Annotated in this window: 19 protein-coding genes; 5 read left to right on the top strand and 14 right to left on the bottom strand. The window is 58.7% G+C overall.

Going from position 1 to position 22,063, the window contains the following annotated elements; genetic code table 11:
• Window positions 1-197: 197 nt before the first annotated feature.
• Together ACL2XG_RS01480 and ACL2XG_RS01475 are read left to right on the top strand one after the other, a co-directional pair.
• Window positions 198-3,965, top strand: a complete 3,768-nt coding sequence (locus ACL2XG_RS01480; RefSeq protein ID WP_413723064.1) for a hypothetical protein — start codon at window positions 198-200, stop codon at window positions 3,963-3,965.
• A gap of 24 nt (window positions 3,966-3,989) precedes the next feature.
• Window positions 3,990-4,724: a substrate-binding domain-containing protein gene (locus tag ACL2XG_RS01475; protein WP_413723065.1), complete on the top strand. Its 735-nt coding sequence runs from the start codon at window positions 3,990-3,992 to the stop codon at window positions 4,722-4,724.
• Between the two features lie 47 nt (window positions 4,725-4,771).
• Here ACL2XG_RS01475 and ACL2XG_RS01470 read toward each other — a convergent pair whose 3' ends face one another.
• The 5 genes from ACL2XG_RS01470 to ACL2XG_RS01450 all read right to left on the bottom strand — a co-directional run bounded on the left by ACL2XG_RS01470 (window position 4,772) and on the right by ACL2XG_RS01450 (window position 9,623).
• A complete protein-coding gene (locus ACL2XG_RS01470) occupies window positions 4,772-5,542 on the bottom strand; it encodes an ABC transporter ATP-binding protein (RefSeq protein WP_410016796.1) in 771 nt (256 codons plus the stop codon).
• Window positions 5,542-6,486 carry a FecCD family ABC transporter permease gene (locus ACL2XG_RS01465; protein ID WP_410016795.1) on the bottom strand — a complete coding sequence of 315 codons (945 nt, stop codon included), beginning with the start codon at window positions 6,484-6,486 and terminating at the stop codon, window positions 5,542-5,544. Before ACL2XG_RS01465 ends, ACL2XG_RS01470 begins: the two co-directional genes overlap by 1 nt.
• A gap of 58 nt (window positions 6,487-6,544) precedes the next feature.
• Window positions 6,545-7,564, bottom strand: a complete 1,020-nt coding sequence (locus tag ACL2XG_RS01460) for an ABC transporter substrate-binding protein (protein ID WP_413723455.1) — start codon at window positions 7,562-7,564, stop codon at window positions 6,545-6,547.
• Between the two features lie 263 nt (window positions 7,565-7,827).
• Window positions 7,828-9,099 carry a beta-ketoacyl-ACP synthase II gene (gene fabF, locus ACL2XG_RS01455; RefSeq protein WP_410014639.1) on the bottom strand — a complete coding sequence of 424 codons (1,272 nt, stop codon included), beginning with the start codon at window positions 9,097-9,099 and terminating at the stop codon, window positions 7,828-7,830.
• Window positions 9,096-9,623: a winged helix-turn-helix transcriptional regulator gene (locus tag ACL2XG_RS01450; RefSeq protein ID WP_410014638.1), complete on the bottom strand. Its 528-nt coding sequence runs from the start codon at window positions 9,621-9,623 to the stop codon at window positions 9,096-9,098. The genes fabF and ACL2XG_RS01450 overlap by 4 nt, the downstream gene beginning before the upstream one ends.
• 286 nt (window positions 9,624-9,909) lie before the next feature.
• On the opposite strand from ACL2XG_RS01450, the gene ACL2XG_RS01445 reads away from it, so the two are divergent.
• The 3 genes from ACL2XG_RS01445 (at window position 9,910) to ACL2XG_RS01435 (ending at window position 13,097) form a co-directional block, all read left to right on the top strand.
• A complete protein-coding gene (locus ACL2XG_RS01445) occupies window positions 9,910-10,842 on the top strand; it encodes a winged helix-turn-helix domain-containing protein (protein WP_413723066.1) in 933 nt (310 codons plus the stop codon).
• Window positions 10,842-11,309, top strand: a complete 468-nt coding sequence (locus ACL2XG_RS01440) for a FidL-like protein (protein WP_413723067.1) — start codon at window positions 10,842-10,844, stop codon at window positions 11,307-11,309. Before ACL2XG_RS01445 ends, ACL2XG_RS01440 begins: the two co-directional genes overlap by 1 nt.
• Window positions 11,310-11,525: 216 nt before the next feature.
• Window positions 11,526-13,097 (top strand): diguanylate cyclase, encoded by a 1,572-nt coding sequence (locus tag ACL2XG_RS01435; protein ID WP_413723068.1) that lies wholly within the window; start codon window positions 11,526-11,528, stop codon window positions 13,095-13,097.
• An 11-nt stretch (window positions 13,098-13,108) separates the two neighbouring features.
• Here the strand turns inward: ACL2XG_RS01435 and ACL2XG_RS01430 are convergent, their stop codons facing one another.
• The 9 genes from ACL2XG_RS01430 to ACL2XG_RS01390 all read right to left on the bottom strand — a co-directional run bounded on the left by ACL2XG_RS01430 (window position 13,109) and on the right by ACL2XG_RS01390 (window position 22,006).
• Window positions 13,109-13,870, bottom strand: a complete 762-nt coding sequence (locus ACL2XG_RS01430; RefSeq protein ID WP_413723069.1) for a molybdopterin-dependent oxidoreductase — start codon at window positions 13,868-13,870, stop codon at window positions 13,109-13,111.
• Window positions 13,863-14,510 (bottom strand): cytochrome b/b6 domain-containing protein, encoded by a 648-nt coding sequence (locus ACL2XG_RS01425; protein WP_410014633.1) that lies wholly within the window; start codon window positions 14,508-14,510, stop codon window positions 13,863-13,865. Before ACL2XG_RS01425 ends, ACL2XG_RS01430 begins: the two co-directional genes overlap by 8 nt.
• 70 nt (window positions 14,511-14,580) lie before the next feature.
• Window positions 14,581-15,204 carry a hypothetical protein gene (locus ACL2XG_RS01420; protein ID WP_413723070.1) on the bottom strand — a complete coding sequence of 208 codons (624 nt, stop codon included), beginning with the start codon at window positions 15,202-15,204 and terminating at the stop codon, window positions 14,581-14,583.
• A 348-nt stretch (window positions 15,205-15,552) separates the two neighbouring features.
• Window positions 15,553-16,686, bottom strand: coding sequence for a glutathione-independent formaldehyde dehydrogenase (locus ACL2XG_RS01415; protein WP_413723071.1), 1,134 nt, complete (start codon window positions 16,684-16,686; stop codon window positions 15,553-15,555).
• A gap of 294 nt (window positions 16,687-16,980) precedes the next feature.
• Complete coding sequence (locus tag ACL2XG_RS01410; RefSeq protein WP_410014630.1) at window positions 16,981-17,964, bottom strand: MDR family oxidoreductase; 984 nt, start codon at window positions 17,962-17,964, stop codon at window positions 16,981-16,983.
• 46 nt (window positions 17,965-18,010) lie between these two features.
• Window positions 18,011-18,643 carry a TetR/AcrR family transcriptional regulator gene (locus tag ACL2XG_RS01405; protein ID WP_410014629.1) on the bottom strand — a complete coding sequence of 211 codons (633 nt, stop codon included), beginning with the start codon at window positions 18,641-18,643 and terminating at the stop codon, window positions 18,011-18,013.
• Window positions 18,644-18,781: 138 nt separating this feature from the next.
• Window positions 18,782-20,398: a DHA2 family efflux MFS transporter permease subunit gene (locus ACL2XG_RS01400; protein WP_413723072.1), complete on the bottom strand. Its 1,617-nt coding sequence runs from the start codon at window positions 20,396-20,398 to the stop codon at window positions 18,782-18,784.
• On the bottom strand, window positions 20,385-21,521 hold the full coding sequence (locus ACL2XG_RS01395) for an HlyD family secretion protein (protein WP_410014627.1): 1,137 nt from the start codon (window positions 21,519-21,521) through the stop codon (window positions 20,385-20,387). Before ACL2XG_RS01395 ends, ACL2XG_RS01400 begins: the two co-directional genes overlap by 14 nt.
• Window positions 21,518-22,006, bottom strand: a complete 489-nt coding sequence (locus ACL2XG_RS01390) for a MarR family winged helix-turn-helix transcriptional regulator (RefSeq protein WP_410014626.1) — start codon at window positions 22,004-22,006, stop codon at window positions 21,518-21,520. The genes ACL2XG_RS01395 and ACL2XG_RS01390 overlap by 4 nt, the downstream gene beginning before the upstream one ends.
• Window positions 22,007-22,063: the final 57 nt, after the last annotated feature.

The raw sequence follows: 22,063 nt of genomic DNA, 5'->3' as shown, positions 1-22,063 counted from the left end.
CTTTTTCATTATCTATTTCCCTTCAGGGTAGCATAACCAAAACATATTGGCGGAAAGGCATGATCAACACCCCGGCGCGCAATTCCACCTGTCCGCCGGGTCCCCTAACCCGTCCGGCGATATCCCGTTGCCGTACTGTTTTACCCGGGACAACTAATATGTATACCTCTTCGTGTTTCGCTTTGAGGAATACACCCATGCAAAAAGGACTTCCGCTCACTTCACCTCCCTGTTCTGGTCCTTATCAGTCCGTTCCCCAAGCGGATCAGGCACAGAAAAGCCCTGTGCCTGGGAAAACGGCATTTTCACACCGTCTTGACGTTGCCTCCTGTTCCTCTGAACAGGTTGCCCTGAAATTACCGTCGGATACCCGCCGGCCGGCCGGCCAAACCAGGTCTTACTGGAAGATCTGGCTCGCGGGCGTTGCCGTTCTGGGCGGCGCGACCTGTGCTTACGGCTCTTTTCTTCGCTGGCGGTCGGGAAATATCGACGGCGGCCTGGCAGGCGCCGGCGTGCGGGACAATCTTCTTCCTTACCCGTTAGCGTTGGGTGCGCTAAACAGTACAGACCTGAATAGGCTTATGCCGCTTGCAACGTTGCCGGAGGATACAGCATCGTCATCCCGCGGACTTAACCCCTATCGCGGCCATGTTACGACGCGCGGGGACGGGGCGTTCGCAGCCGAATTGCACAATAAGAACAAACAAATTATTCGATTTCTCAAGAAAACCCATTATCTGGATAAAGGTAAGAAACCGCATGAATTCAGTAAGGTGGAGATAACCGCCGCGGTTGCCAAATACCTATCTTTCGCGGAGCCGAAGGATAAAAAATCTATCGCCCGGCTGCTGCTGAACGCCGCCAATTTTTATGACGCCCATAAGAACGACACATTATCATCGGAACAAGCCGGCTCAGTCATCGGGCAGTGGCTTTTCGACAATATACTGGGAACATCACCCGATATGGCAATGGCGATAAGTGTCGCTAACGCCAGCTACCCTTTTATGTTTACCATCGACAGCATAAGGTACTTGCTTTCCTCTGAGGGCTTACAAGCGGAAGGGAAAGTGGATTTTAATATCTTGACTGAAACGGACCAGGCGATATTAAAAAACAAATGGGACAGCGAGGTATGCAAACACATCCCCCTATTGACTTATTATGGTCGTGACCCACAGGTAAAACACTTATCCCTGGATGATTTTGAATTCGCCTCGCTGTTCTCCGGCTCATTATTTTTATATGAAAACGGCATAAACCTGGGGGAAACCCATTGGCGCGAGGTGGTAAAAACCGGCGCGCTATTATGGGATATTGCGCTGCGCGACGGCGTCAGCGCGGATATGCTTAAATACTACTCGCTGCCCGCCCTGCTCTTCCAGGCCGTTAACCATCCTGGGAAATTCATTGCCGAGGAGGAGTCAAATTCGTTGCTACTGCGGGCCAGGGCGCTGGACGAATACCGGGCGCACAGAGTCCAGGTAAGGAACGCGCTCGAGGACCTCGACAACAAAATCAACCGCTTTAAGAAAGCCGTAGAACAATGGCTAACACGGGGGCAGCTTGCCGACAGTATCATTGACCGTTGCCCGCGCGACACTATTTTTCCTTTGACCATCATGGTCAATCCGGCGATGACCCTTGAACAGAGAAACAGTGAAGGCAAAAAGCACGCCAAAGAAGCCTATTTAAACAACGTCTTTGTTCCCTGTAAAACAGCGCCGGAAAGCATTGATAATGAGTATGAAAAGCACACCAATATTGTCGCAGACCGTTATTCCGAGTGGGATGAAATCCTGATCAAAAATGCGCTTGGTTCAGTAGAAAAAACCGACCGTGACTTTATTTTAGCAGACCACGCCATCATTCATCGCCTGCGGATAATACCCTTCTTAAAGGCTAACGCACTTATTCCCGCCATGCGGGATAATGGCGCTGGCCACTATGATTTTGATAATATCAAAGAAGCGGATGTTTTTTCAGTGAGCCTCAGCGGTGAAAAACGCTATTATGCCATGAAGGGGAAAATCGGCATTGGTTATCACATTATGCGGTTTGACCAGCATCTGCCTCATGATGGCAGAAAAGAATACAGTAATTTACATCCGCTTATTGCCTATTTTAACGGAGAGGCTGAAAAAAGCGTCATCAAAAATGAGGACCAAACCAACGACGGCTTGACTGTTTTTATGACAAACAGCCACCGGGAGACATTCTATAATGCCCTTTATCAGTCGGGATATACGCTCTCTGACCTGCAAAAAATATGGGCTGTGGCAAAAAATATCATCCCCTTTTATGACTGTGTTGATGGTGCTTTGAAGCACGATCTTGAAAAAGCCGTTCCCGCCTGTTTGCTGGACGCTGTGGCGTTTTTTACCGTGACTGCGAAAATAGCCGATGTGAGCCAACGATTTGGCGCCAGTATTATCAAAGGGTTGAGTAAAAGCCAAATGGTGTTTGCTGGTAATGCGCTGACTAAAAACACCCTGAAGTCGGCGGGCGCTCAAGTTATCCATCACATCAGGCTGCCAACCGGTAAAGAAAGCACTTCTCTGCTAATAGGCACCCTCAAGGCCGCTGATCCTGGCGTTGACATATTGTCCGCCATAAGCAGCCATTCCCTAAGAAAATTAATTAAACATTTTGAACAATATGGCAAAAAAAACCAGTTTGATAAACTCGTTGATAAACTGAAATTCGCGGAAATGAAAAAGAGCATACCACCACCTGTCAGGCTCAATGAGGGAAAACCGCTATCGTCGCCGGTAAGAGAGCACACCGCGCAATCTAAATCGGGAATCCTGGCTGGCGGGGGACAAGAACAGCAAAAGCTTCAATTTATGTTTAATAATAACCACGGGCACCCACCTCAGCCCGCATGGGCCGACAACCCATTGGTTGATCTGGCTGGCATACCCGACCGTTCCACGTTTATGGCGCCGATGAACCGATTCTATGCTGAACTTTATCCGTATAAATTCGACCATACCCGCGATATTGCCGATGCTATTAAGCAGCATTATGCTTCGCCGACAACTTACCAGTTTGGTTATGGAGAAGATATCTTAAAAATTCCAGCGGAATTTTCTTTGCTGAGAAACCATATCAATCAATTTATTCAGGAAGTGGATCGAGCCCATAGCCATGCGGCGTTTGTTAAGGACAAGTTCCATAGGACAACGATGACACTGCCGGAAGGCATTATGCAATATCCTGAAAAAAATCCAATAAAATGTTATTTATCAAAGGTTTTGAAAACCGATGATCCGTCCATTATTTTCCAGGCCATGACCAGGCTGAGATATCACACCGAACAGATTGTAAAGTACTTCGAAACCACCAAACAAAGCATCATTTTCGCCACTTGCTCCACATCGGCGCGCCCCTACGCATATCGCGCCCAAAGTCCCATGGGATTTACTTATGCGGACGATATAAAAAGCAGGGTAATCATTATGGTTGATAATTTTTATGCCGCGCAGCCCCTGAGCACCCTACCCCGCCACACCGTGCTGCATGAAGTTTCACACCATTCCGGTTCATTAGATTTCTTGATATCACCCTCTACCAGCAGAGTGGGAGATGCCAGTGAGTTTATGGAGAGTTTTGATGATGCGCTAAACAACCGCTGTACAAACTACGTTAATATTGAGGATGATTTTGCCAGGGCATTCAATTACGATCGCGGCAACATGGCCCTGGGTAAGCAGCAGATTCGTGAACTGCTGCTTAGGGATCCGATGTTGAAAGCAAATGCTGTCATGGATAATGCCGATTTTATAGCAAGATTTCTTACTGATATAGCTGAGAATAAGCCTTTTGATTATGATTATATCAAGCCAAAAAACAAAAGAGCGGCTGCGCAGATGCCAGATAATATAAGGTTAGACGCTATGGTTTCTTTTATTTACAGAATGGCCATGAATAGCATATATAATAGCGATCCAGATGCTACATAAAGCAAGCCTATTAATGGGAAAACCATGTCACCATTGATTGTATTGGCCGCCGGCAGTCTGCGCCCGGCGCTAACGCCGCTGCTGGCCCGTTACCGTACCGTTGCCGGCCAACAGGTGACGGTGGAGTTCGGCCCCGCCGGCCTGCTGTCCCGGCGCATCGAGGCGGGCGAGCACTGCGATCTGTTCGCCTCGGCCAATACCGGCCATCCCGCCCGGCTGCGGGAAAAGGGGTTGGCGCTGGAGGTCCGGCCCTTTGCCCGCAACCGGTTGTGCCTGACGGTAAAACGCGGACCGCGCACCGACGGCGCCGACTGGCTGGCGCTGTTGAGCGATCCCGGGTTGGTTATCGGCACCTCCACGCCAGGCTGCGATCCTTCCGGCGACTACGCCTGGCAATTGTTCGATACCGCCGCCGCCCTGTTGCATACCGGCGCGGACCCTCTGAAACAGCGCGCCCGGCCGCTGGTGGGCGGCGCGGATACCGCGCCCATTCCCGCGGGCGAGCTGGCCGCCGGGTGGATTATCCGCCGTGGGCTGGCCGATATCTTTATCGGCTACGCGCATTACGCGCCAAGGCTTGAACAGGATCCGACGCTGCGGGTGGTCGTTATCCCGGACTGCCATAATGTCTTCGCCACCTATGCCCTGGCGCTGCGTTCGGCGCCGGCCCGCGCGCTCGCGGACTTTATTCTTTCGGCGCCGGGGCAGTTTTTTTTGCGCCAAGCCGGATTCCTGTCCCCCTGCGCCCCCTTGTCCTGAGCGCGACGCAGGCGAGACAATCGCCATAGCGCCCGCTTGGCGCAATCTTATGACGCCGCATCCGGCCCGCGCAGGTCAAACAGCGGAGCCAGGACCCGATGTTGCCGGCCCCGGTCATCAATATCTATCCCCTTGACCACGATATCGTAGGCGCGTTTCAGGTTTTCTTCGCTTAATACCGTACGCGAGGCGCCGTGCAGCCACTCCCGCTCCGGCAACAGCAGCACGGTATTATCGGCCAGCAGCGACGCATGGCAGGGATCGTGGGTGGTAAACAGCACGCTGACGCCATGGCGGCGGGCCAGCCGGCGGATCAGGCGCATCACCGCCTGCTGGTTAAACAAATCCAGCGCCGCCATGGGTTCATCCAGCACCAGCAAATCGCTGTGGGTCGCCAACGCCCTGGCGATCAGCACCAGTTGCTGCTGTCCGCCCGACAGCGACAGGTAGGCGCGCGGCGCCAGCGCCGCGATTCCCAGCATCTCCAGCGCCTCACGGGCCATGGCTTCGTCCCGGCGCGAGGGCATCTGCAACAGCCCGACGTGGCCCGCCCGTCCCATCAGCACGATATCAAACACCCGGTAGGAAAAGGCCGGCGTAAAACGCTGCGGGACAAAACCAATACCGCCGTGGCAGCGGATATCGCCGCTCAGCGCGGGCAGAATACCGACCAGGGTATGCAGCAACGTGCTCTTGCCGCGCCCGTTGGCGCCAAGGACGGCGCAGATCTCGCCGGGCGCGCAGGCGAAGTCCAGCGGCCGGAATAACGGCTCCCCATGACCGAATGCCAGGCCCCGGGCATTGAGCGTAGCGCCGATCATTGCGTTCTCCCGCGGCTGTCGCGGATCAGCAGCCAGGCAAACAGCGGCGCGCCGAGCAGCGCGGTAATAATGCCCAGAGGGATTTCGGCCTGGCTTAGCGTACGCGCCACATCGTCCACCAGCACCATAAAGGCGCCGCCGAGCCAGAACGCCGTGGGCAACAGGCGCCGGTGATCGGCGCCCACCAGCATGCGCGCAAGGTGCGGGATCACCAGCCCAATCCAGCCTATACTGCCGCTGACCGCCACCTGCGCCGCCGTCAGCAGCGCGCACAGCACCAAGACCAGGCGCCGCAGGTTAACCACCGCCATGCCCAGCGCGCGCGCATCGTCGTCGCCCAGGGAAAGAATATTGATGCGCCAGCGCAGGCGATACAGCAGCGTACCCGCGCCCAGTACCGGCGCGAACAGCATCAGCAACTTATGCCAGCTGGCGGTGGCGAAGCTGCCCAACAGCCAAAATACGATACTCGGCAGCTTTTCCTCGGTATCGGCCAGATATTGCAGCAGGCTGACCAGCGCGGCAAAAAAGCCGCCCAGGATAATGCCCGCCAGGATCAGCATCAGCCGGTTTTCGCGCCCCAGGGTGGCGGCAATCATATACACCAGCAGCAGCGCCAGCAGGCCGAAGAAAAAGGTGGAGGCCATCAGCAGCAGCGGCGCGAGGCCAAGCAGGATAGCCAGGGTGCCGCCAAACGCGGCGCCCGCGCTGACGCCGATAATATGGGGATCCACCAGCGGATTATGGAATACCCCCTGCAACGCGGCGCCGCACAGCGCCAGCGCCCCGCCCGCCAGGCAGGCGGTAAGGATGCGCGGCATACGGATGGTCCAGATAACCTGGTAGTCCAATGTTCCCGGCTGCAGGGGATGGGCCAGTTGCTGCATGACGCGCAGGGGCGACAGGCTGAACTGCCCGATGCCCAGGGACAGGAAAACCATGGCGATCGTCAGCACCGCCAGCAGCCAGGGGGCCGCGGCGCTAAGCTCTGGCTTCGCCCTAGCCGGCATCGGGACGCGGCCGCCACGCCATGCGGTAAAAATGGCGATAATAGGCATCGGCCTGCTTATCGATATCCACATCGGCAAAACGCTGCGGATAGAGCTTTTTCGCCATCCAGAGCTCGCCGACGGCCAGCGCCTCCGGCATCGGATATCCCCAGGCCTTGGCATATTCCGGCATCAGATAGACCCGGTGATGTTTAACCGCGTCGACGGATTGCCAGGCCGGATCGCCGTTAATCTGTTGCACCACCTCAGGATAGCGGTCCTGGACAAAAATCACCTGCGGATCCCAGGCCAGCACCTGTTCCATCGACACCTGCTTAAAGCCGCTGATGCTGGCGGCGGCCACGTTCAGCGCGCCGGCGTGGCGCATCATCAGGCCGGTATACTTGCCCGCGCCGTAAGTGGTTAACTCCGGGTTGGCCATATAAACGCGGATACGCTTATCGGCGGGAATGTCCTTGAGCCGGTCGTCGGTACGCGCCCGCGCGCTGAAGGTATAGTTAATCAGCGCCTCGCCCTGATCCCGGCGGTTTACCACCTCGGCTATCAGCCGGATACCCTGGCGCAAGCCCTGGTTGTATGCCTCTTCCTCATCCGTCATGGCGGGATTGAGCTTGCCCTGTTCCCCCGGCTGATCCTGGCGTAACGACACCGCGATCACCGGGATCCCGGCGGATTCTATTTGCCTGATCATTTCCGGCGGCGCGTAATTGGCGACAAACACCACCTGGGGATGCAGCGCCAGCAGGCTTTCGATATTCACCTGGTTAAGATCGCCGGGCATCGGCAGGGTCGCCAGGCGCGGAGCGAAGCGGGCAAAATCCGGTCCAAGCTGCTTTTTCCAGCTCGACAGCACGCCGACCACGTCGTCCGCCGCGTCCAGTTCCACCAGCAGGTTCAGGGTTTGATGTTGCAATACCACCACCCGGTCCACGCGGTCGGGTAGCGTAACGCTGCGCCCCAGCTGATCGGTGAGGGTCCGCGCCGCGGCAGCGCCGGCGCTGGCCGTCATCGCCAGGGAAAGGAGGACAAACGTGAGGAAAACGCGTAAACGTGCTGCAAAGTGAGACATAATAATCGCTATGGGAGGAGGAATTCGGTGTGTAATGAAATATATAACGAGTGCCCCGGTTGCACAAGGACCTAAGAGCGGCGCCACGCCGGAAACTTATGCTCCCGGCGTGCCATCGGAGACGATATCAAGCGCGTCAACGCGGCGCCCCTGATGGCGGGAAACAACGCTTTCCCGCCCTGCCGGACGGGAAAGCGACGCAATCATTCCCAGCGTTTTAGCAGGATGCTGGCGTTCACGCCGCCAAAACCAAAACCATTGGACAGCGCATAGGTCATGGCCACCGGTTCCGGCTCGCCGCGCACCAGATGCAAACCCGCCGCCGCCGGATCGGGATTGTCCAGGTTAAGGGTGGCGGGCACGATTTGGTCGCGCAGCGCCAGCACGGTAAAGATGGCTTCCAGGCCGCCTGCGGCGCCCAGCAGATGCCCGGTGGCCGATTTGGTGGAGGTAATGGCCAGTTCGCTGTGGTCGCCGAACAGATGTTTTACCGCGTTGATCTCGCCCAGATCCCCCACCGGCGTCGAGGTGGCATGAGCATTCAGATGCCGTACCTGCGCGGGGGTGATACCGCCCTGGCGCAGGGCGATCTTCATCGCCCGGTAGGCGCCGTCGCCGTCTTCCGCACCCGACGTCATATGGTAGGCATCGGCGCTGGTGCCGTAGCCGATGATTTCCGCCAGCGGCGTGGCGCCGCGCGCCAGCGCGTGCTCGAGTTCTTCAACCACCAGCAGTCCGGCGCCTTCCCCCATGACAAAACCATCGCGGTCGCGATCGAACGGACGCGAGGCGGTGGCGGGAGCGGCGTTGAAATGCGTGGAAATGGCCCTGGCGGCGGCAAACCCTCCCAGGCTGACGGTATCGATGGCGGCCTCGGCGCCGCCGCACAAGGCAATATCCGCCTCGTCGTTGCGGATCAGGCGCACCGCGTCGCCAATAGCCTGCACACCCGCCGCGCAGGCGGTAACCGGCGCGCCGATCGGCCCTTTGAACTGGTGTTTAATGGAAACATGGCCGGCGGCCAGGTTGGCGAGAAACGACGGCACCGTAAAGGGCGACAGCCGGCCCGGACCGCGATTATCCGAGGTGCGCACCGCGTTGGCGATGGCCGGGAAACCGCCGATGCCGGTGGCGATAATGGTCGCGGTGCGTTCTTTCTGCTCATCCGTGCTTGCCGTCCAGCCCGCCTGGCGCAGCGCTTCATCGGCAGCCGCCATGGCGAACAGGATAAACCGGTCCATTTTCTTCTGGTCTTTCGGCGGCACAAAACGGTCCGGATACAGGCCGCCTTCCGGGTCTTGTTCCGGGTCGGGAACCTGGCCGCCGATTTTCACCGGCAGTTGTGCAACCATCGCCTCCGGCAAGGGGCGGATGCCGGACTGGCCCGCCAGCAGGCGCCGCCATACGGTTTCTGTACCGCAGCCTAAAGGCGATACCGCGCCCATACCGGTAATAACGATTCGACGGTTACTCATAAAAATTCCTTGTGCGGATATGCATCATGATGGTTTTGCTTTTCCTGTCTTGTTTCCAGCCGCCGCTTTATGCTTTCACCAGCACGCGGCCCGGCGGCAATTGTGACGTTTAGATGGGTGAGCGTCTCGCCGGTATCCCGGTCGACGAGCACCGGCGCGACTTTCCCGGCATGCCGGCGGTTAACAGGCACGATGGCGATATCCTCCTGCGCCAGGGCCTGGTTGCCCCATTGCAGCAGGGTCAGCAGTACCGGAAAAAACGCCTCGCCCCGTTCGGTCAGTAAATATTCAAACCGCGCCGGACGCGTGCTGTAGGCCTGTTTGTATAAAATGCCGTTGCGCACCAGGGTTTTCAGCCGGCGGGTAAGCATGGTCGGCGACAGACCCAGGCTGCGCTGAAATTCATCAAACTTGCTGAGTCCCTGGAAGGCGTCGCGTAAAATCAACATGCTCCACCATTCCCCCACCAGCTCAAGCGATTGCGCGATGGGGCAATCCATCGCGCCGATATTGGTTTTTTGCATGGCTGAACGCTCCTGGTGCCCCAAGCCGGCCCGTTTTGCGCAGGTGACTACCATAATTGTAGCCTTCGGGGAAGTCACTCTAGCGTACAAGTGTACGCTGAACAAGTCCGATCAGTGCGGGTCATTGGTTTGCGCCGCCGCGTCGCGCCGCCGGCAGCTTTTTATGCGCATGTTTACGCCATTTTTGGCGATTAACCCTGTTTGTGTTGTTTTCCAGCGGTATTAACCTTTCCTTTTATCGCAATAGCTATAATTCCGCACAGATAGCCACCATGATTAAATTAATTTGCCGCAGGGAATATATAAGTTTTTTTTATCGACCCGGCCTATTACTGGCTGCGCTTTTATTTATTTTATTTCAGTGCATATATTGATAGCGGCTATAAGTATTGGCGCACTGTCCATCGGCATGGAGAAGGCAATGAAGTATCTGATCAACGATCGCATTGTATTTAATACGCTGGAATATCGTTTATCCTTATTAGCGGATGATGAAACGGCGGTCAATCTCTCCAATACAGCCGGGCGCGTATTAGAAGCGCTTATTATTTCCCATGGCAACGGAGATACCGTCAGCCGGGAAGATTTATTTGCCAACGTCTGGGAAAAACATGGCTTATCTCCCTCCAACGGTAATTTAAATCAACAGGTCAGCCTGATCAGGAAAGCGCTGATCGCGCTTGGGCTGGAGGCCTCGGCCATCGTCACCCTGCCTAAACGCGGACTTAAGCTAAACGATCGTTTGGCTATCGCCGTATATGATCAATCGCCGGATCCCGCATTGGACACACCCATTGCCGATGATAACGGCGGCGGTATGGAGACCGTAGCCCCGAAGACAGATCATTTCACTAAAGAACTTATGATAAATTTATTTTTAGCACTGTCGATTATTATCACCGCGTCGACTACCTATGTCTATTTCAGGCAAGACGACAGGCAGCCTCTCTATTTCTTTAAGAATATTGATTCATGCAATATTTATACCTTGCGTCCGATAAACGACCGCGAGCGCCCGGATCTGGCCGCGCATATCCAGCGGGCCATGGCGGGAAATATTGCACGCTGCGACGCCCATGACAAGGTGCTGTTCTCCCGTACCGCCGCCACGATAAAGGACGGCATCAACCGCCGTACTTTCCTGGCGAAATGTGAACAGGAGGCTGGCGGTAAACTCACCGGTTGCCTGAATTTCTACTTTTATAACTGGGACGTCTGATGAAAAGAATCTGGCTTATCCTGGCGTTGCTCCTGTTATCGCTTACGCTGTTTTACCGCAGTCATTACCGCGGCGGTATTTCCGGCTACCAGTGTTCCGCCCTGATGGTTTATCGTTCAGCCATTCCCGCCGGATCGTTAACCTACACGGTGGAAGCCAAAATGTTTTTTACCAGTCCGAGCCAGGGTTTTTATGCCCTTAACGGCACCCTGGCCCATGACGATCGCCTCTATAACCTGCACCGGACCCGCTTTTTTAGTTACCGGCAGCAAAACCAGCAGGGTTTATATGAAATAACCATTACCCGCGAAATTGTCTCCACGCTGGATAACGCCCCCAACGGTATCGCCAGCCCGGTGCTCCTGCCGGTAGGCGCATCCCTGTTGCCCAGCTTTAGGCGTATCGATAAAAACGCCATCCTGGTCAGCCTGCTGTATTCGCCATTTTTTATCTGTGCGAGTGATTAAGCATCATTATCAATTTACCCGGCCTGGATTGCCGCCTGCGGCGCCACAATCCGCCCGCGCCGCGGCGGCGGCGAATTAACGCCGCCCTATCTTTGACTAACCGGCCCGGAAGATAAATACTTCTAATGCAATCCGGCCGCGTGACGCGCCATTGCCGCGGCGGCCGGTTGTCCCGTCCCGTTACCGAGAGTCCAGGTATGCCATTGATATAACCTTATGAGAAAAAGCAGATATTTCGGTTTTCCCCGGCCAGATAAACAGACGGCGCCATCGCCTGAACGCCCCCGCTTTACCCTGCTGTTTGAATTGGGCGCATCCGCCGCGCTGCTGATCGTCGCCCTGATAGCCATTAACGTCTGGCATCTCTGGCAAACCTACCAGTCGGCGCTGGCCAAATCCCAGACCGCCACCATGAACCTGACCCAGGCGCTGTCGCAGCATGCCAGCGACACCTTCGCCCAGGCCGAAGCCACGCTTGATGAACTGGCGCAACAGATCGCCGCCCTGGGCAGCGGCGCGGCGCAGTTGCCCAGGCTGCATCAGCTTTTCCAGCAAAAAACCGCCGGGTTAAAGCAAATCAGCGCGCTGTCGCTGTTTGACGCCACGGGCCAGATGATCGTCACGGCGGCTGAGCGGTTGCCCGCCGTCAACGGCTACGCCGACCGGGATTATTTTATCTATCACCGCGACCATCCCGAACTGACCCCTCGCATCGGCAAGGTTATCCGCAGCCGCATGACCAATGCGCTGATCGTGCCCATTTCACGCCGGCTCAACCATCCCGACGGCAGTTTTGCCGGCGTACTGCTGGAAAGCATTATGATCGATCATTTTCGCAGCTTTTATACCCGGTTTATGATAAGCGATGATTCAACGTTAATGATGCTGCTCGACAACGGTACCGTGCTTTACCGTCACCCGTATAATGAAAAAGTCATCGGCACCACCATCGCCGGTTCGCCGCTATACCGGGATAATATCCGCCAGCACAGCTCGGGTATCGTCAACAGCGCCCTGGGAGCCGATCCGGCGCAAAAACTCTATAGCTATACGCATCTCAAGCAGTTCCCGGTGATCGTCACTACCGGCCTGTCGCTGGATCAGACCATGGCGGACTGGCGCCAGGACGCGTTCAACCATGTGGTGATGACGCTTATTTTTATCGCGATGATTACCGTGGTCTGCCTGGTGCTGATGCGTCAGGCGCGCGCGCGGATGCGCGCCGAGCAACAGCTCATCCACGCCCAGCAGGAGCTGCGCAAGTTAAACCGGTCGCTGGAGCGGCTGGCGCGTTCGGACGGACTGACCGGGCTTTACAACCGGCGGCATTTTGATCTGTCGCTGGACAATGAATTCCAGCGCGCGCTGCGCACGCAGCAGGTATTGGGCATCATTCTGCTGGACGTGGATTATTTTAAACAATTTAACGATCTGTACGGCCATGTGGCCGGTGATAATTGCCTCAAGCGTATCGGGCACACCCTGAAAAACCTGCCGCTGCGCCACCGCGACGTGGTGGCGCGCTACGGCGGGGAAGAATTTATCGTCCTGCTGCCCGCCACCGACCGGGACGGCGCCCTGGCGGTGGCGCGGCGCATCCAGCAAGGGATCGTGGCGTTGAATATTCCCCACCAGGGCAGCCCGGCCGGTATCCTGACGTCCAGCCTGGGCGTTTTTGTCGGCCTGCCGGAGGCTGGGCAGGACACGCCCAGCCGGCTGGTGGTCAAGGCGGATTCGGCCCTGTACCAGGCAAAACGCCAGGGACGCAACCAGATTTGCCAGGCCTGATGATCCAGGCGTCAGATGCCGCTGAACCAGTTATACCCCTGATCTTCCCAATAACCGCCGGGGTTGGTGTTGTCCACCGACAGGGAAACGATATGCTTGGCGTTTTTAAAGCCCAGCTTGGTCGGTACCCTGAGCCTGAGCGGGAATCCATAGGCGTCCGGGAGTGCCTTGCCGGCAAAATCCAGCGCCAGGGTGGTTTGCGGATGCAAGGCGGTGGCCATGTCGATACTGGAATAATAGCGATCGGCGCAGCGGAAGCCGACGAAGCCGGCGCGCAGGTCCGCCCCGACCCGTTCAAGAAAGGTACGAAGCGGCACCCCGCTCCACTGGCCGATGGCGCTCCATCCCTCAATGCAGATAAGCCGGGTAATCTGGCTTTGCCGCGGCAGCGCCCGCAGTGTATCCAGCGTCCAGGGCCGCTTATCGGCCACCCGCCCCGACACCTCCAGCCGATAAGTGGAGAGATCGATTTCCGGCACATTATATTCGGGATAAAAAGCATTGAAGGGGAACGGGTTGGCAACCTGATCCGCGCGATAGGTTTGCGCCAGGCGCTGCCCGCTGAACAGCCAGCCCTGGACCCGGTCGTTCCAGCGCGACATGGCCCAAAGCACCTTATCCACCTCGTCGCCGTCCTGCAGGTTACAGCCGGTAAGCAGGGTCAGCGCGCCCAGGGTCAGGCCGGAGCGCAGCAACAGACGCCGCTGCAAACGATAAAGCGCCTTCTGCTGCGCCGGTTCGAGCTTTAATCCGCTGTTTGATCTGTTATTCATCCTGCGCATCCCGGGGTGAACGGCGTATAACGCCGGTGATCATGGGCCAAAAGGTGGACGGCACGGCGATCACCATCGCGACATGAACCACGGCGAATAACACTATGCCGCTCATGGCGAAAAAATGCACATACCGCGCCCGGTCGAAGCCGCCAAACAGCGCCGCCAGCCGGTAAAGCTGTACCGGCTTCCACATGGACAGCCCGGAAAGGACCAGCAGCAGCCCGCATGCCAGGGCAAACCAGTAAAAGGCCTTCTGAATGGCGTTATAACGCCCAAGCCGGTGCGCCAGGCGCAAGGTCAGCGCCAGCTTAACGTCGCGCGCCAGCGTGCGCGGCGTCAGCGGCAGGAAGTCGCGGCGAAAATGCCCGCTGCCGATACCCCACAGAATATACAGCAGGCCGTTTGCCGCCAGCGCCCACATCACCGCCAAATGCCAGGCGATGGCGCCGCCCAGCCACCCGCCCAGGGTGAGGACGCTGGGAAAGGTAAAGGCGGGAAAAATCGGCGAGGCATTGTAAATGCCCCAGCCGCTCATCAGCATGGCGCACAGTATCGGCACATTCAGCCAGTGCATGATGCGCACCGGGGCGCGGTGCCGGCGTATTTTGGTTAACGACGGGGAAGAAGATGGGTTCACTGGCGCTCCAGGATCGGCCGGTTAACAGGCCGGGCGGCCACGCCGCCCGGCCTGAAACACGCATCGGATATTACATGGGAGGCACGGTGCCGTTAACACCGGCCACAATACGCGCCGCCACGACATGATCCGCGCTGCCCGGCGCCGGGAACAGGATAATATGCGCGCCGGGTTTCAACAGCGAGCGATCACCGGGTGACAGTGTCACAACAGGCACGTCATCCGGCACCACAACCTTTTTTTCGCCGTTCTGGTACTTCACCGTCATGGTGCGTCCGTTGGCATTTACCAGCGTGCCCACGGTGCCGTTGGTCATGGTGCCGACCTGGCCGTCGGATCCCTGCCAGGGCCGGAACCCTTCGCCGGAACCGCGCAGCGACGGGTCGAACACATGGACTTCAAGGGCTTTTAAGGTGCCGTCCGGCTGCGGCGCCGCGGCGGTGCCGATAAAGCTATTCGGTTTAATATCGCTGATTTTACCCTGCGCCACCGCGGAAATGGTGGTTTTGTCATTCAGGGTGGCGGTGACCGCCGCGCCCTTGCGATCGGTGAACTGCAGCTGGTCGCCGCTGAACTGCGTCACCGTGCCCCGCACCGCCATCGGTCTGGCGGGGGCGTCCGCCGCCATGACGGCGGGGGCGCACAGCGTAAGCATGCCCAGCAGCATGCCGGATAAAAGGGTATAACGAGCCATGAACGTCTCCTGTTCCAGTTTTGCGGCCTGTGGCGCGCCGGATATAACATTTTTTATACGACTTTATAACATTACGCGCGTTTTTGACATTTGGCTTGGGCAAAAAACGCTTTCGCGGCGGGAAGATGTTGAAAGATATTTCAGCATGAACGGCATCAAGGCCTGGCGCAGACAGAATAAAGCGGCGGCAGGGCATGGCGGCAAGACGATTAAAAGCGCGTGACCAGGGCGCGATGCATGGCTCACATCCTGTGGGCCATCCCGCGGGCCAACGCCTGCGGCGTTGTGCTAAAGCGCTCCCGGGTGTCGTGGTATGGCTCACCTCCCTGTGGGCCAACGCCGTATCATTCAGGGTTTGAGGATGACTTTGGTCCAGCCCTCGTCGCGATCGTCAAAATGCTGGTATGCCTCCGGCGCCTGCGCCAATTGCAGGCGATGGGAAATAATTTGTGACGGTTTCGCCTTGCCCTGGTGAATCAGGCGCGCCAGCTGACGGTTATAGGCCTTGACGTTGGCCTGGCCGGTGCGGATTTGCTGGCCTTTAAACCAAAAGCTGCCGAAATCGAACGGCATTTTACCCTCTTTGGCTAGCTCCTGGCGCGCACCCGGATCCTGCGGAACAAATACCCCCACCACGCCGATGCCGCCGGTGGCTTTGGTGGAGGCCACCAGGCTGTTCATGGTAACGGAGATATCCTCATGGCCGTGTTTATCGCAACACTGGTAGCCGACGCATTCGCAGCCGCAGTCGGTGCCGCGCCCGTCGGTCAGGTTTAAAATTTTCTCCACCGCCGCGTCGCCGACGCCGTTAATGGCCGTGGCGCCGAGTTTCTCGGCCAAGGCCAGACGGCTTGGGTGGGTATCCACCACAAACACCTGCGACGCGCCCTTGATGATGGCCGAATGGGCGGCCATCAGCCCCACCGGGCCGGCGCCGTAGATGGCGACGCTATCACCCGGACGCAATCCCGCCAGTTCCGTGGCATGCCAGCCGGTGGGGAAAATATCGGATAGCATCACGTAATCGTCCTCTTTCTCCTGCGCGTCGCGCGGCAGCACCAGACAGTTGAAATCGCCGAAGGGCACGCGCAGCAACTCCGCCTGACCGCCCTCATAAGGTCCCATTTCGGCAAAGCCGTAGGCGGCCCCCGCCGAACCGGGGTTGGCGGTCAGGCAGAACCCGGTCAGCCCGCGTTCGCAGTTTTCACAAAACCCGCAGCCGATGTTAAACGGCAGGCAAACATAATCCCCGACCTTGATGCGCTCCACCCCCGCCCCGGTTTCAATAACCCGGCCCAGGTTTTCATGTCCGAAAATACGGCCCGTTTCAAAGCTGGTGCGGCCTTCATACATATGCAAATCCGAACCGCAGATATTGGTGGTGGTGATGCGCACCAGTACGTCGGTTGGCTTGATGATTTTCGCGTCCGGCATATCCTTCACCGCCACATCGCGTGGACCGTTATAAACGACTGCTTTCATGATTTCCTCCGGAACATGTCACTGTGATTGGGGGCAAAATGGTTTCTATCCGCATGCTTAACGGATAGACCAAAAGCCGCCGGGGCGCTATTAATGATGAGTTTTTTTACACAAAATATCGCGGCGGATAAGGATAACAATCGAGGCGGGACGTGCGTTAGAGTGAGATGACCTGTGGCATAAGGCGCTGAATAAAGGCTAATTAATCAGTATTGATGAACAGTGACCGGCGCAATACGACCTTGCGGGTACAACATCATGCCCCGCTCGGCGGCGGGGCATGATGCCTGGCGGTTAACGATTAACGTCGACGACAATCCGGCCACGGACTTTGCCGTCCAGCAGCGCGCCCGCGGTGGCGATGACCTCGCCCAGGCCGATTTCCCGGCTGATGCTGTTTAACAGGCCGTCGTCCACCAGGGCGGCGATTCGCTGCCAGGCGATCAGGCGATCGGCCACCGGGCGCATCACGCTATCCACCCCGGCCAGGGTCACGCCGCGCAGGATAAACGGCGCCACGCTTGCCGGCAAATCCATGCCCTGGGCCAGGCCGCAGGCGGCCACGGTACCCTGGTAGCGTAAACCGGCGCAGACATTGGCCAGCGTATGGCTGCCGACGCTGTCGATGGCGGCGGCCCATTGTTCCTTACCCAGCGGACGCCCCGGCGCGGAAAGCTGCGCCCGGTCGATAACCTCGGCTGCGCCCAGTTGCCGCAGATGTTCCGCCTCCTCCTGACGCCCGGTGGACGCCGTTACCTCATAGCCCAGGCGGGAGAGGAACGCGATGGCAAAGCTGCCGACGCCGCCGTTGGCGCCGGTAACCAGTACCTTGCCCCCCGCCGGCGTCACGCCGTTTTTCTCCAGCGCCAGCAACGCCAGCATGGCGGTATAACCGGCGGTGCCTATCGCCATGGCCTGCCGGGCGGTCAGCCCCGCGGGCAGCGGGATCAGCCAGTCGCCGTTCAGCCGCGCTTTTTGCGCCAGCCCGCCCCAGTGTTTTTCCCCCACGCCCCAGCCGTTAAGCAGCACCGCGTCGCCCGCTTTAAAAGCGCTATGATCGCTATGCGTGACGATACCGGCCAGATCAATGCCCGGCACCAGGGGGAACGTGCGTACCACCGGGCCTTTACCGGTAATGGCCAGCCCGTCTTTATAGTTGAGCGTGGAATACGCAACATCTATCTGCACATCGCCCGCGGGCAGCTGCGCCTCGTCCAGGCGGGTATGGCGGGCACGATAGCCTTGTTCGTCTTTCTCAACCAAGATTGCGTTAAACATGCTGATTCCTCAAATGGTCTTTAAATATCGTGAGCCCGGCAAGGGTTCAGCGCGGCAGACCGGCGAAAAACCCGTCGGCGAACCGCTGTAAAGGTTGGGGGCCGCCGGCCAGCCGGGCGCGCATTACCGCCCCTTCCCAGCCGATCCAGAAAAATTCCGCCAGGCCTTCGCAGTCCGCGTCCGGCGGTAATTGCCCGGCGGCGCGCGCCAGCCGCAGGCAGCAGGCGACCCGCTGTTGCCATTGCTGCAAAATGTCGCTGAGCTGGCGGCGGTAGCTTGCCGGCAGCACGTTGATTTCCTGCCCGAGATTGCCCACCAGGCAACCGCGTCTGAAATCGTATTTCGCCATGCCCAGGCTGAGGTCGGACACCAGCGCCCGCAGGCGCTCCAGCGGCGGCAGGGTTTCGTCCAGCAGCCAATGGTCCAGCTTGCGCAGAAAATAGCGGCCGTAGTAGTCGATAATCGCCTGCCCGAACGCTTCCTTGCTCTCGAAGTAGTAGTAAAACGAGCCTTTCGGCACGCCCACCTGCTTCAGGATGCCGTCGATACCCGAGGCGCTGAACCCCTGCTCGGTCAGGATAGCGGTACCGCAGCGAATCAGATTTTCACGGGTATCCGGCTGGTCCCGGGCGATTTTCGGCGGACGCCCGCGCCGCGCGGCAACAGTTTTTTCATTCATGGTAATAATATAGACCGATCGTCTATAAAAATCGAGTGTAACCTGTTCCACCGCGCGGTTTATTGCGCCGGATCATGATCCGGCAAACGCCAGGCCAACCGGCCTGGCGAACGTCGCGGGCAGCGTTACCCGGAGGAATCAGTCATGCGCGGTGACCGCGGCAGGCGCCGGCTCCGCCTGCAATTGCGTCGCCGGCCGGTTCCGGCCGCGCATAAACCACGCCGGGATAATCGCCAGGAAGAAAAACACCGCCACGATATAAAACCCGTCCTGATAGGCGAACAGCTGCGCCTTCGGCACCAGCATGGTTTCCAGGTAGGCCATTGAGCCGGGATTCACGCCTTGCGGTAAGCGGCTGCCGAACGGATTGCCCCAGTGGGAATAGAGCAGCGCCAGGCGGGAGATGGATTCCGCCGCCGTGGCGTTGGCGGCCGTCAGCGCCTGCGCCAGGGCGTCGCCGTGAAAAATGGTACGCCGGTCGATAATCACCGACAGCAGGTTAACGCCAAAGGCGCCGCCCAGCTGGCGGACAAAATTAAGGCTGCCGGATCCCTGGGCCAGCTTATCCGCCGGCAGCGCCCGCAGCGCCCCGGCGTTCAGCGCCGGCAGCATAACGCCCAACCCGATACGACCCAGCACGACCCACAGGGCCATGGTCCAGAAAGGGGTATCGACATCGACGCCGCCGGACAGCCAGCAGGACAGGCCGAAAATCGCCAGCCCGGCCATCACCGGCAGATGCGGCGGCAGGCGATCGCTCAGTTGTCCGGCAATGGGAAATATCAATCCCAGCACCAGCCCGGAGGGCATCAGCAATAATCCGGAGCGGGTGGGCGTATACCCCTGCACGGTTTGGACAAACAGCGGGATGATATAGGTGGAACCGTAAATGCCGGCCCCCAGCGCGAAGGCCACCACGCACCCGGCGGAAAAACGCAGGTTATTGAATACCCGCAGGCTAAGCAACGGCTGCGGCGCCACCAGTTCCCACAGGATAAACGCGGCGGCGGTTATCAGGGCGGCGGCAAACATGCCGATAATAAAAAAAGAATCCCATCCCTCGCGCTGGCCGTTGGACAAACCGGTGAGCAGCGTGATCAGCGCGCAGACCAACAGCAAAAACCCGAGGCCGTCGAACCTGCGGCGCGGCGCGGCGGCCTGCTTATCCAGCCCCGGCAGGATAACCATCGCCGCCGCCATGCCGGCAACGCAGAATGGCACCACCACCAGAAAGACAAAACGCCAGTCGTACTGATCGACCATCAGGCCGCCGACCGTCGGCCCCAGCGCCGGGGCCAGCACCACGCCCACCCCATAGATGCCCATGGCCTTGCCGCGCTGCGCGGGAGGAAATACCTGCGAGAGCACCACCATCGCCATCGGCTGGATAATGCCCGACGCGCAACCCTGCAGCACCCGGGCCAAAATCACTTCGGCGCCGCTGGCGCTGGCAAAGCCCAGCAGGCTGCCGGCGATAAACACCGCCAGCGCGCCGACAAACGCCCGCCGGTAGCCGAACCGCTCCAATACCCAGGCGGTCATCAGCATGGTGGCGGTCATCGAGGCTAAAAAAGCGGTGGAGAGCCATTGCACCTGATCCTGCCCCAGGCCAAACGCCCCCATGATATCGCGCATGGCCACGTTAACGATGGTGGCGGTGGCGGTGGTGGCGATGGTGCCCAGCATCACCGTGCCGGTGGCCAGCCAGCGATACGCGGGACCAAAACGCTGCGCCTGGGTCTCAATGGGCGACATTGATGGCCACCTCAACCATCAGGCCGGGTTTCAGCCGCGCGTCGGCCTGGTCAAAGGCAATACGCACCGGCACCCGCTGGGTGATTTTGGTAAAGTTGCCGGACGGATTGGGACTGGGCAGCAGGGCGAATTGATTGGTGGCGGTATTGCCGACCCGGATCACGTGCCCATGGGAAACCAGATCGGGATAGGCGTCGATGCCGATATCCACCGGCTGGCCCACCGCCACCTTATTCAGCGCCGTTTCCTTAATGTTCGCCTCCACCCAGACGTTGTGCGGATCGTGGACCATCATCACCCACTGTCCTGCCTGCACATAATCCCCCACATCGCCCAGCGTACGATCCACCACCCCGTCCACCGGCGAGCGCAGGGTACGATCGGCGATTTCCTGGGTAATCTGCTGCGCCTGCGCCGTCAGCGCCACCAACTGCTGGCGCTGCATATCGATCTGCCGGTCCAGCACCTGCAGCTGCCCGCGCTGCGCCCGGGCATTGGCCAGCGCCGCCCGCTGCGACAGCAGCTGCGCCTCGGCCTCCCGCTGCTGATCCTGACGCTGCAGCAGGGCGGTATGGCTTTCATCCCAGGTCTTGCGCGGCGTCAGTCCGCTTTTCACCAAACTATCGTCACGCTGGAAATTGGCTTGCGCCAGCGCCAGCTGATGCCCGGCGTCGGACAGCGTCGACTCCGCCACGGTCAGCTGCGCCTGCGCCTGCTCAAGGGTGGCCTGGGTGGTTAAATCGGCGGTCTGGCGCTGCGCCTCGGTATAGCGGATTTGCGCATTGGCGGATGCCAGGTCGCCTTGCACCGCCGCCAGCCGCAGCCGGGCGTCGCGGTCGTCGATCTGCGCCAGGACCTGGCCTTTTTTAACATGATCGCCATCCATCACCGGACGCGCCACCAGCCAGCCGTCCACCCGGCTGGCCAGGGTCACCACCTCGCCGCTAATATGGGCATCATTCTCGGCCACATGGGCAAAACGCCAGTCAAGCCAGGTGATAAACCAGATAGCCAGCGCTATCACCACCACCAGCCCGGCGATAACCCAGGTTTTCTGCCGATTGTTAAGACGTTTAAACCGGGTGAGGGACAGAAATCGCCGCTCGTGTACACCACTATTCATACGGGTTCCCTGTCGACGACGGCCAAACTGACCAGCACCTGTTCCAGCAAACGGTTCATTTGTTCGATATCGTTATCGTCCACGCCGGCCAGCGCCCGATCGCGCACCTGCTGGGCCATCCCCTCCACCTGCTGGACCCGCTGCATGCCGGATTCGGTCAGATGGATCTCTTTGGCGCGGCGATCGCTGCCTTCGCGCCGCTCGATAAACCCCTGGTTTTGCAGGTTATCCAACAGGCGCACCACCGAGGACGCATCCAGATAAATGGCTTCGGCCAGGTCTTTTTGCAGCATCGGCTTGTCCGCGCGCGCCAGGTATAACAGCGGCACCCAGGTGGCTTCCGTCAGGCCATAGGGCTGGAGCTTGCGATCGATGACCCGCCGCCATTGCCGCGCGGTCTGGGCAATCAGGTTGGCGAAATGGCGCTTGGGCGACGGAGCGGGCAGCGTTGAATCGGTTAAAGACGAGGTAGGAGTTGATGACATAAGGAATAGATTCCAACACATTAGTTGATATATAAATAATAACTCCCTGTACCTATA

Source organism: Sodalis sp. RH24 (genome assembly GCF_047324145.1).
Lineage (GTDB): Bacteria > Pseudomonadota > Gammaproteobacteria > Enterobacterales > Enterobacteriaceae > Acerihabitans.
Note: the sequence above shows the minus strand (reverse complement) of the source record. Positions and strands in the feature narration are given on the sequence as shown.

Coding starts and splice junctions, on each gene's coding strand:
- ACL2XG_RS01435 (WP_413723068.1), top strand. CDS start 11,526: ATGAGAAAAAGCAGATATTTCGGTTTTCCCCGGCCAGATAAACAGACG.
- ACL2XG_RS01465 (WP_410016795.1), bottom strand. CDS start 6,486: ATGGTTTTCCTGTCCCTGGGCATCGGGCAGTTCAGCCTGTCGCCCCTG.
- ACL2XG_RS01480 (WP_413723064.1), top strand. CDS start 198: ATGCAAAAAGGACTTCCGCTCACTTCACCTCCCTGTTCTGGTCCTTAT.
- ACL2XG_RS01400 (WP_413723072.1), bottom strand. CDS start 20,398: ATGTCGCCCATTGAGACCCAGGCGCAGCGTTTTGGTCCCGCGTATCGC.
- ACL2XG_RS01460 (WP_413723455.1), bottom strand. CDS start 7,564: ATGACGGCCAGCGCCGGCGCTGCCGCGGCGCGGACCCTCACCGATCAG.
- ACL2XG_RS01430 (WP_413723069.1), bottom strand. CDS start 13,870: ATGAATAACAGATCAAACAGCGGATTAAAGCTCGAACCGGCGCAGCAG.
- ACL2XG_RS01415 (WP_413723071.1), bottom strand. CDS start 16,686: ATGAAAGCAGTCGTTTATAACGGTCCACGCGATGTGGCGGTGAAGGAT.
- fabF (WP_410014639.1), bottom strand. CDS start 9,099: ATGAGTAACCGTCGAATCGTTATTACCGGTATGGGCGCGGTATCGCCT.
- ACL2XG_RS01440 (WP_413723067.1), top strand. CDS start 10,842: ATGAAAAGAATCTGGCTTATCCTGGCGTTGCTCCTGTTATCGCTTACG.
- ACL2XG_RS01450 (WP_410014638.1), bottom strand. CDS start 9,623: ATGCAAAAAACCAATATCGGCGCGATGGATTGCCCCATCGCGCAATCG.
- ACL2XG_RS01390 (WP_410014626.1), bottom strand. CDS start 22,006: ATGTCATCAACTCCTACCTCGTCTTTAACCGATTCAACGCTGCCCGCT.
- ACL2XG_RS01405 (WP_410014629.1), bottom strand. CDS start 18,643: ATGAATGAAAAAACTGTTGCCGCGCGGCGCGGGCGTCCGCCGAAAATC.
- ACL2XG_RS01475 (WP_413723065.1), top strand. CDS start 3,990: ATGTCACCATTGATTGTATTGGCCGCCGGCAGTCTGCGCCCGGCGCTA.
- ACL2XG_RS01410 (WP_410014630.1), bottom strand. CDS start 17,964: ATGTTTAACGCAATCTTGGTTGAGAAAGACGAACAAGGCTATCGTGCC.
- ACL2XG_RS01395 (WP_410014627.1), bottom strand. CDS start 21,521: ATGAATAGTGGTGTACACGAGCGGCGATTTCTGTCCCTCACCCGGTTT.
- ACL2XG_RS01420 (WP_413723070.1), bottom strand. CDS start 15,204: ATGGCTCGTTATACCCTTTTATCCGGCATGCTGCTGGGCATGCTTACG.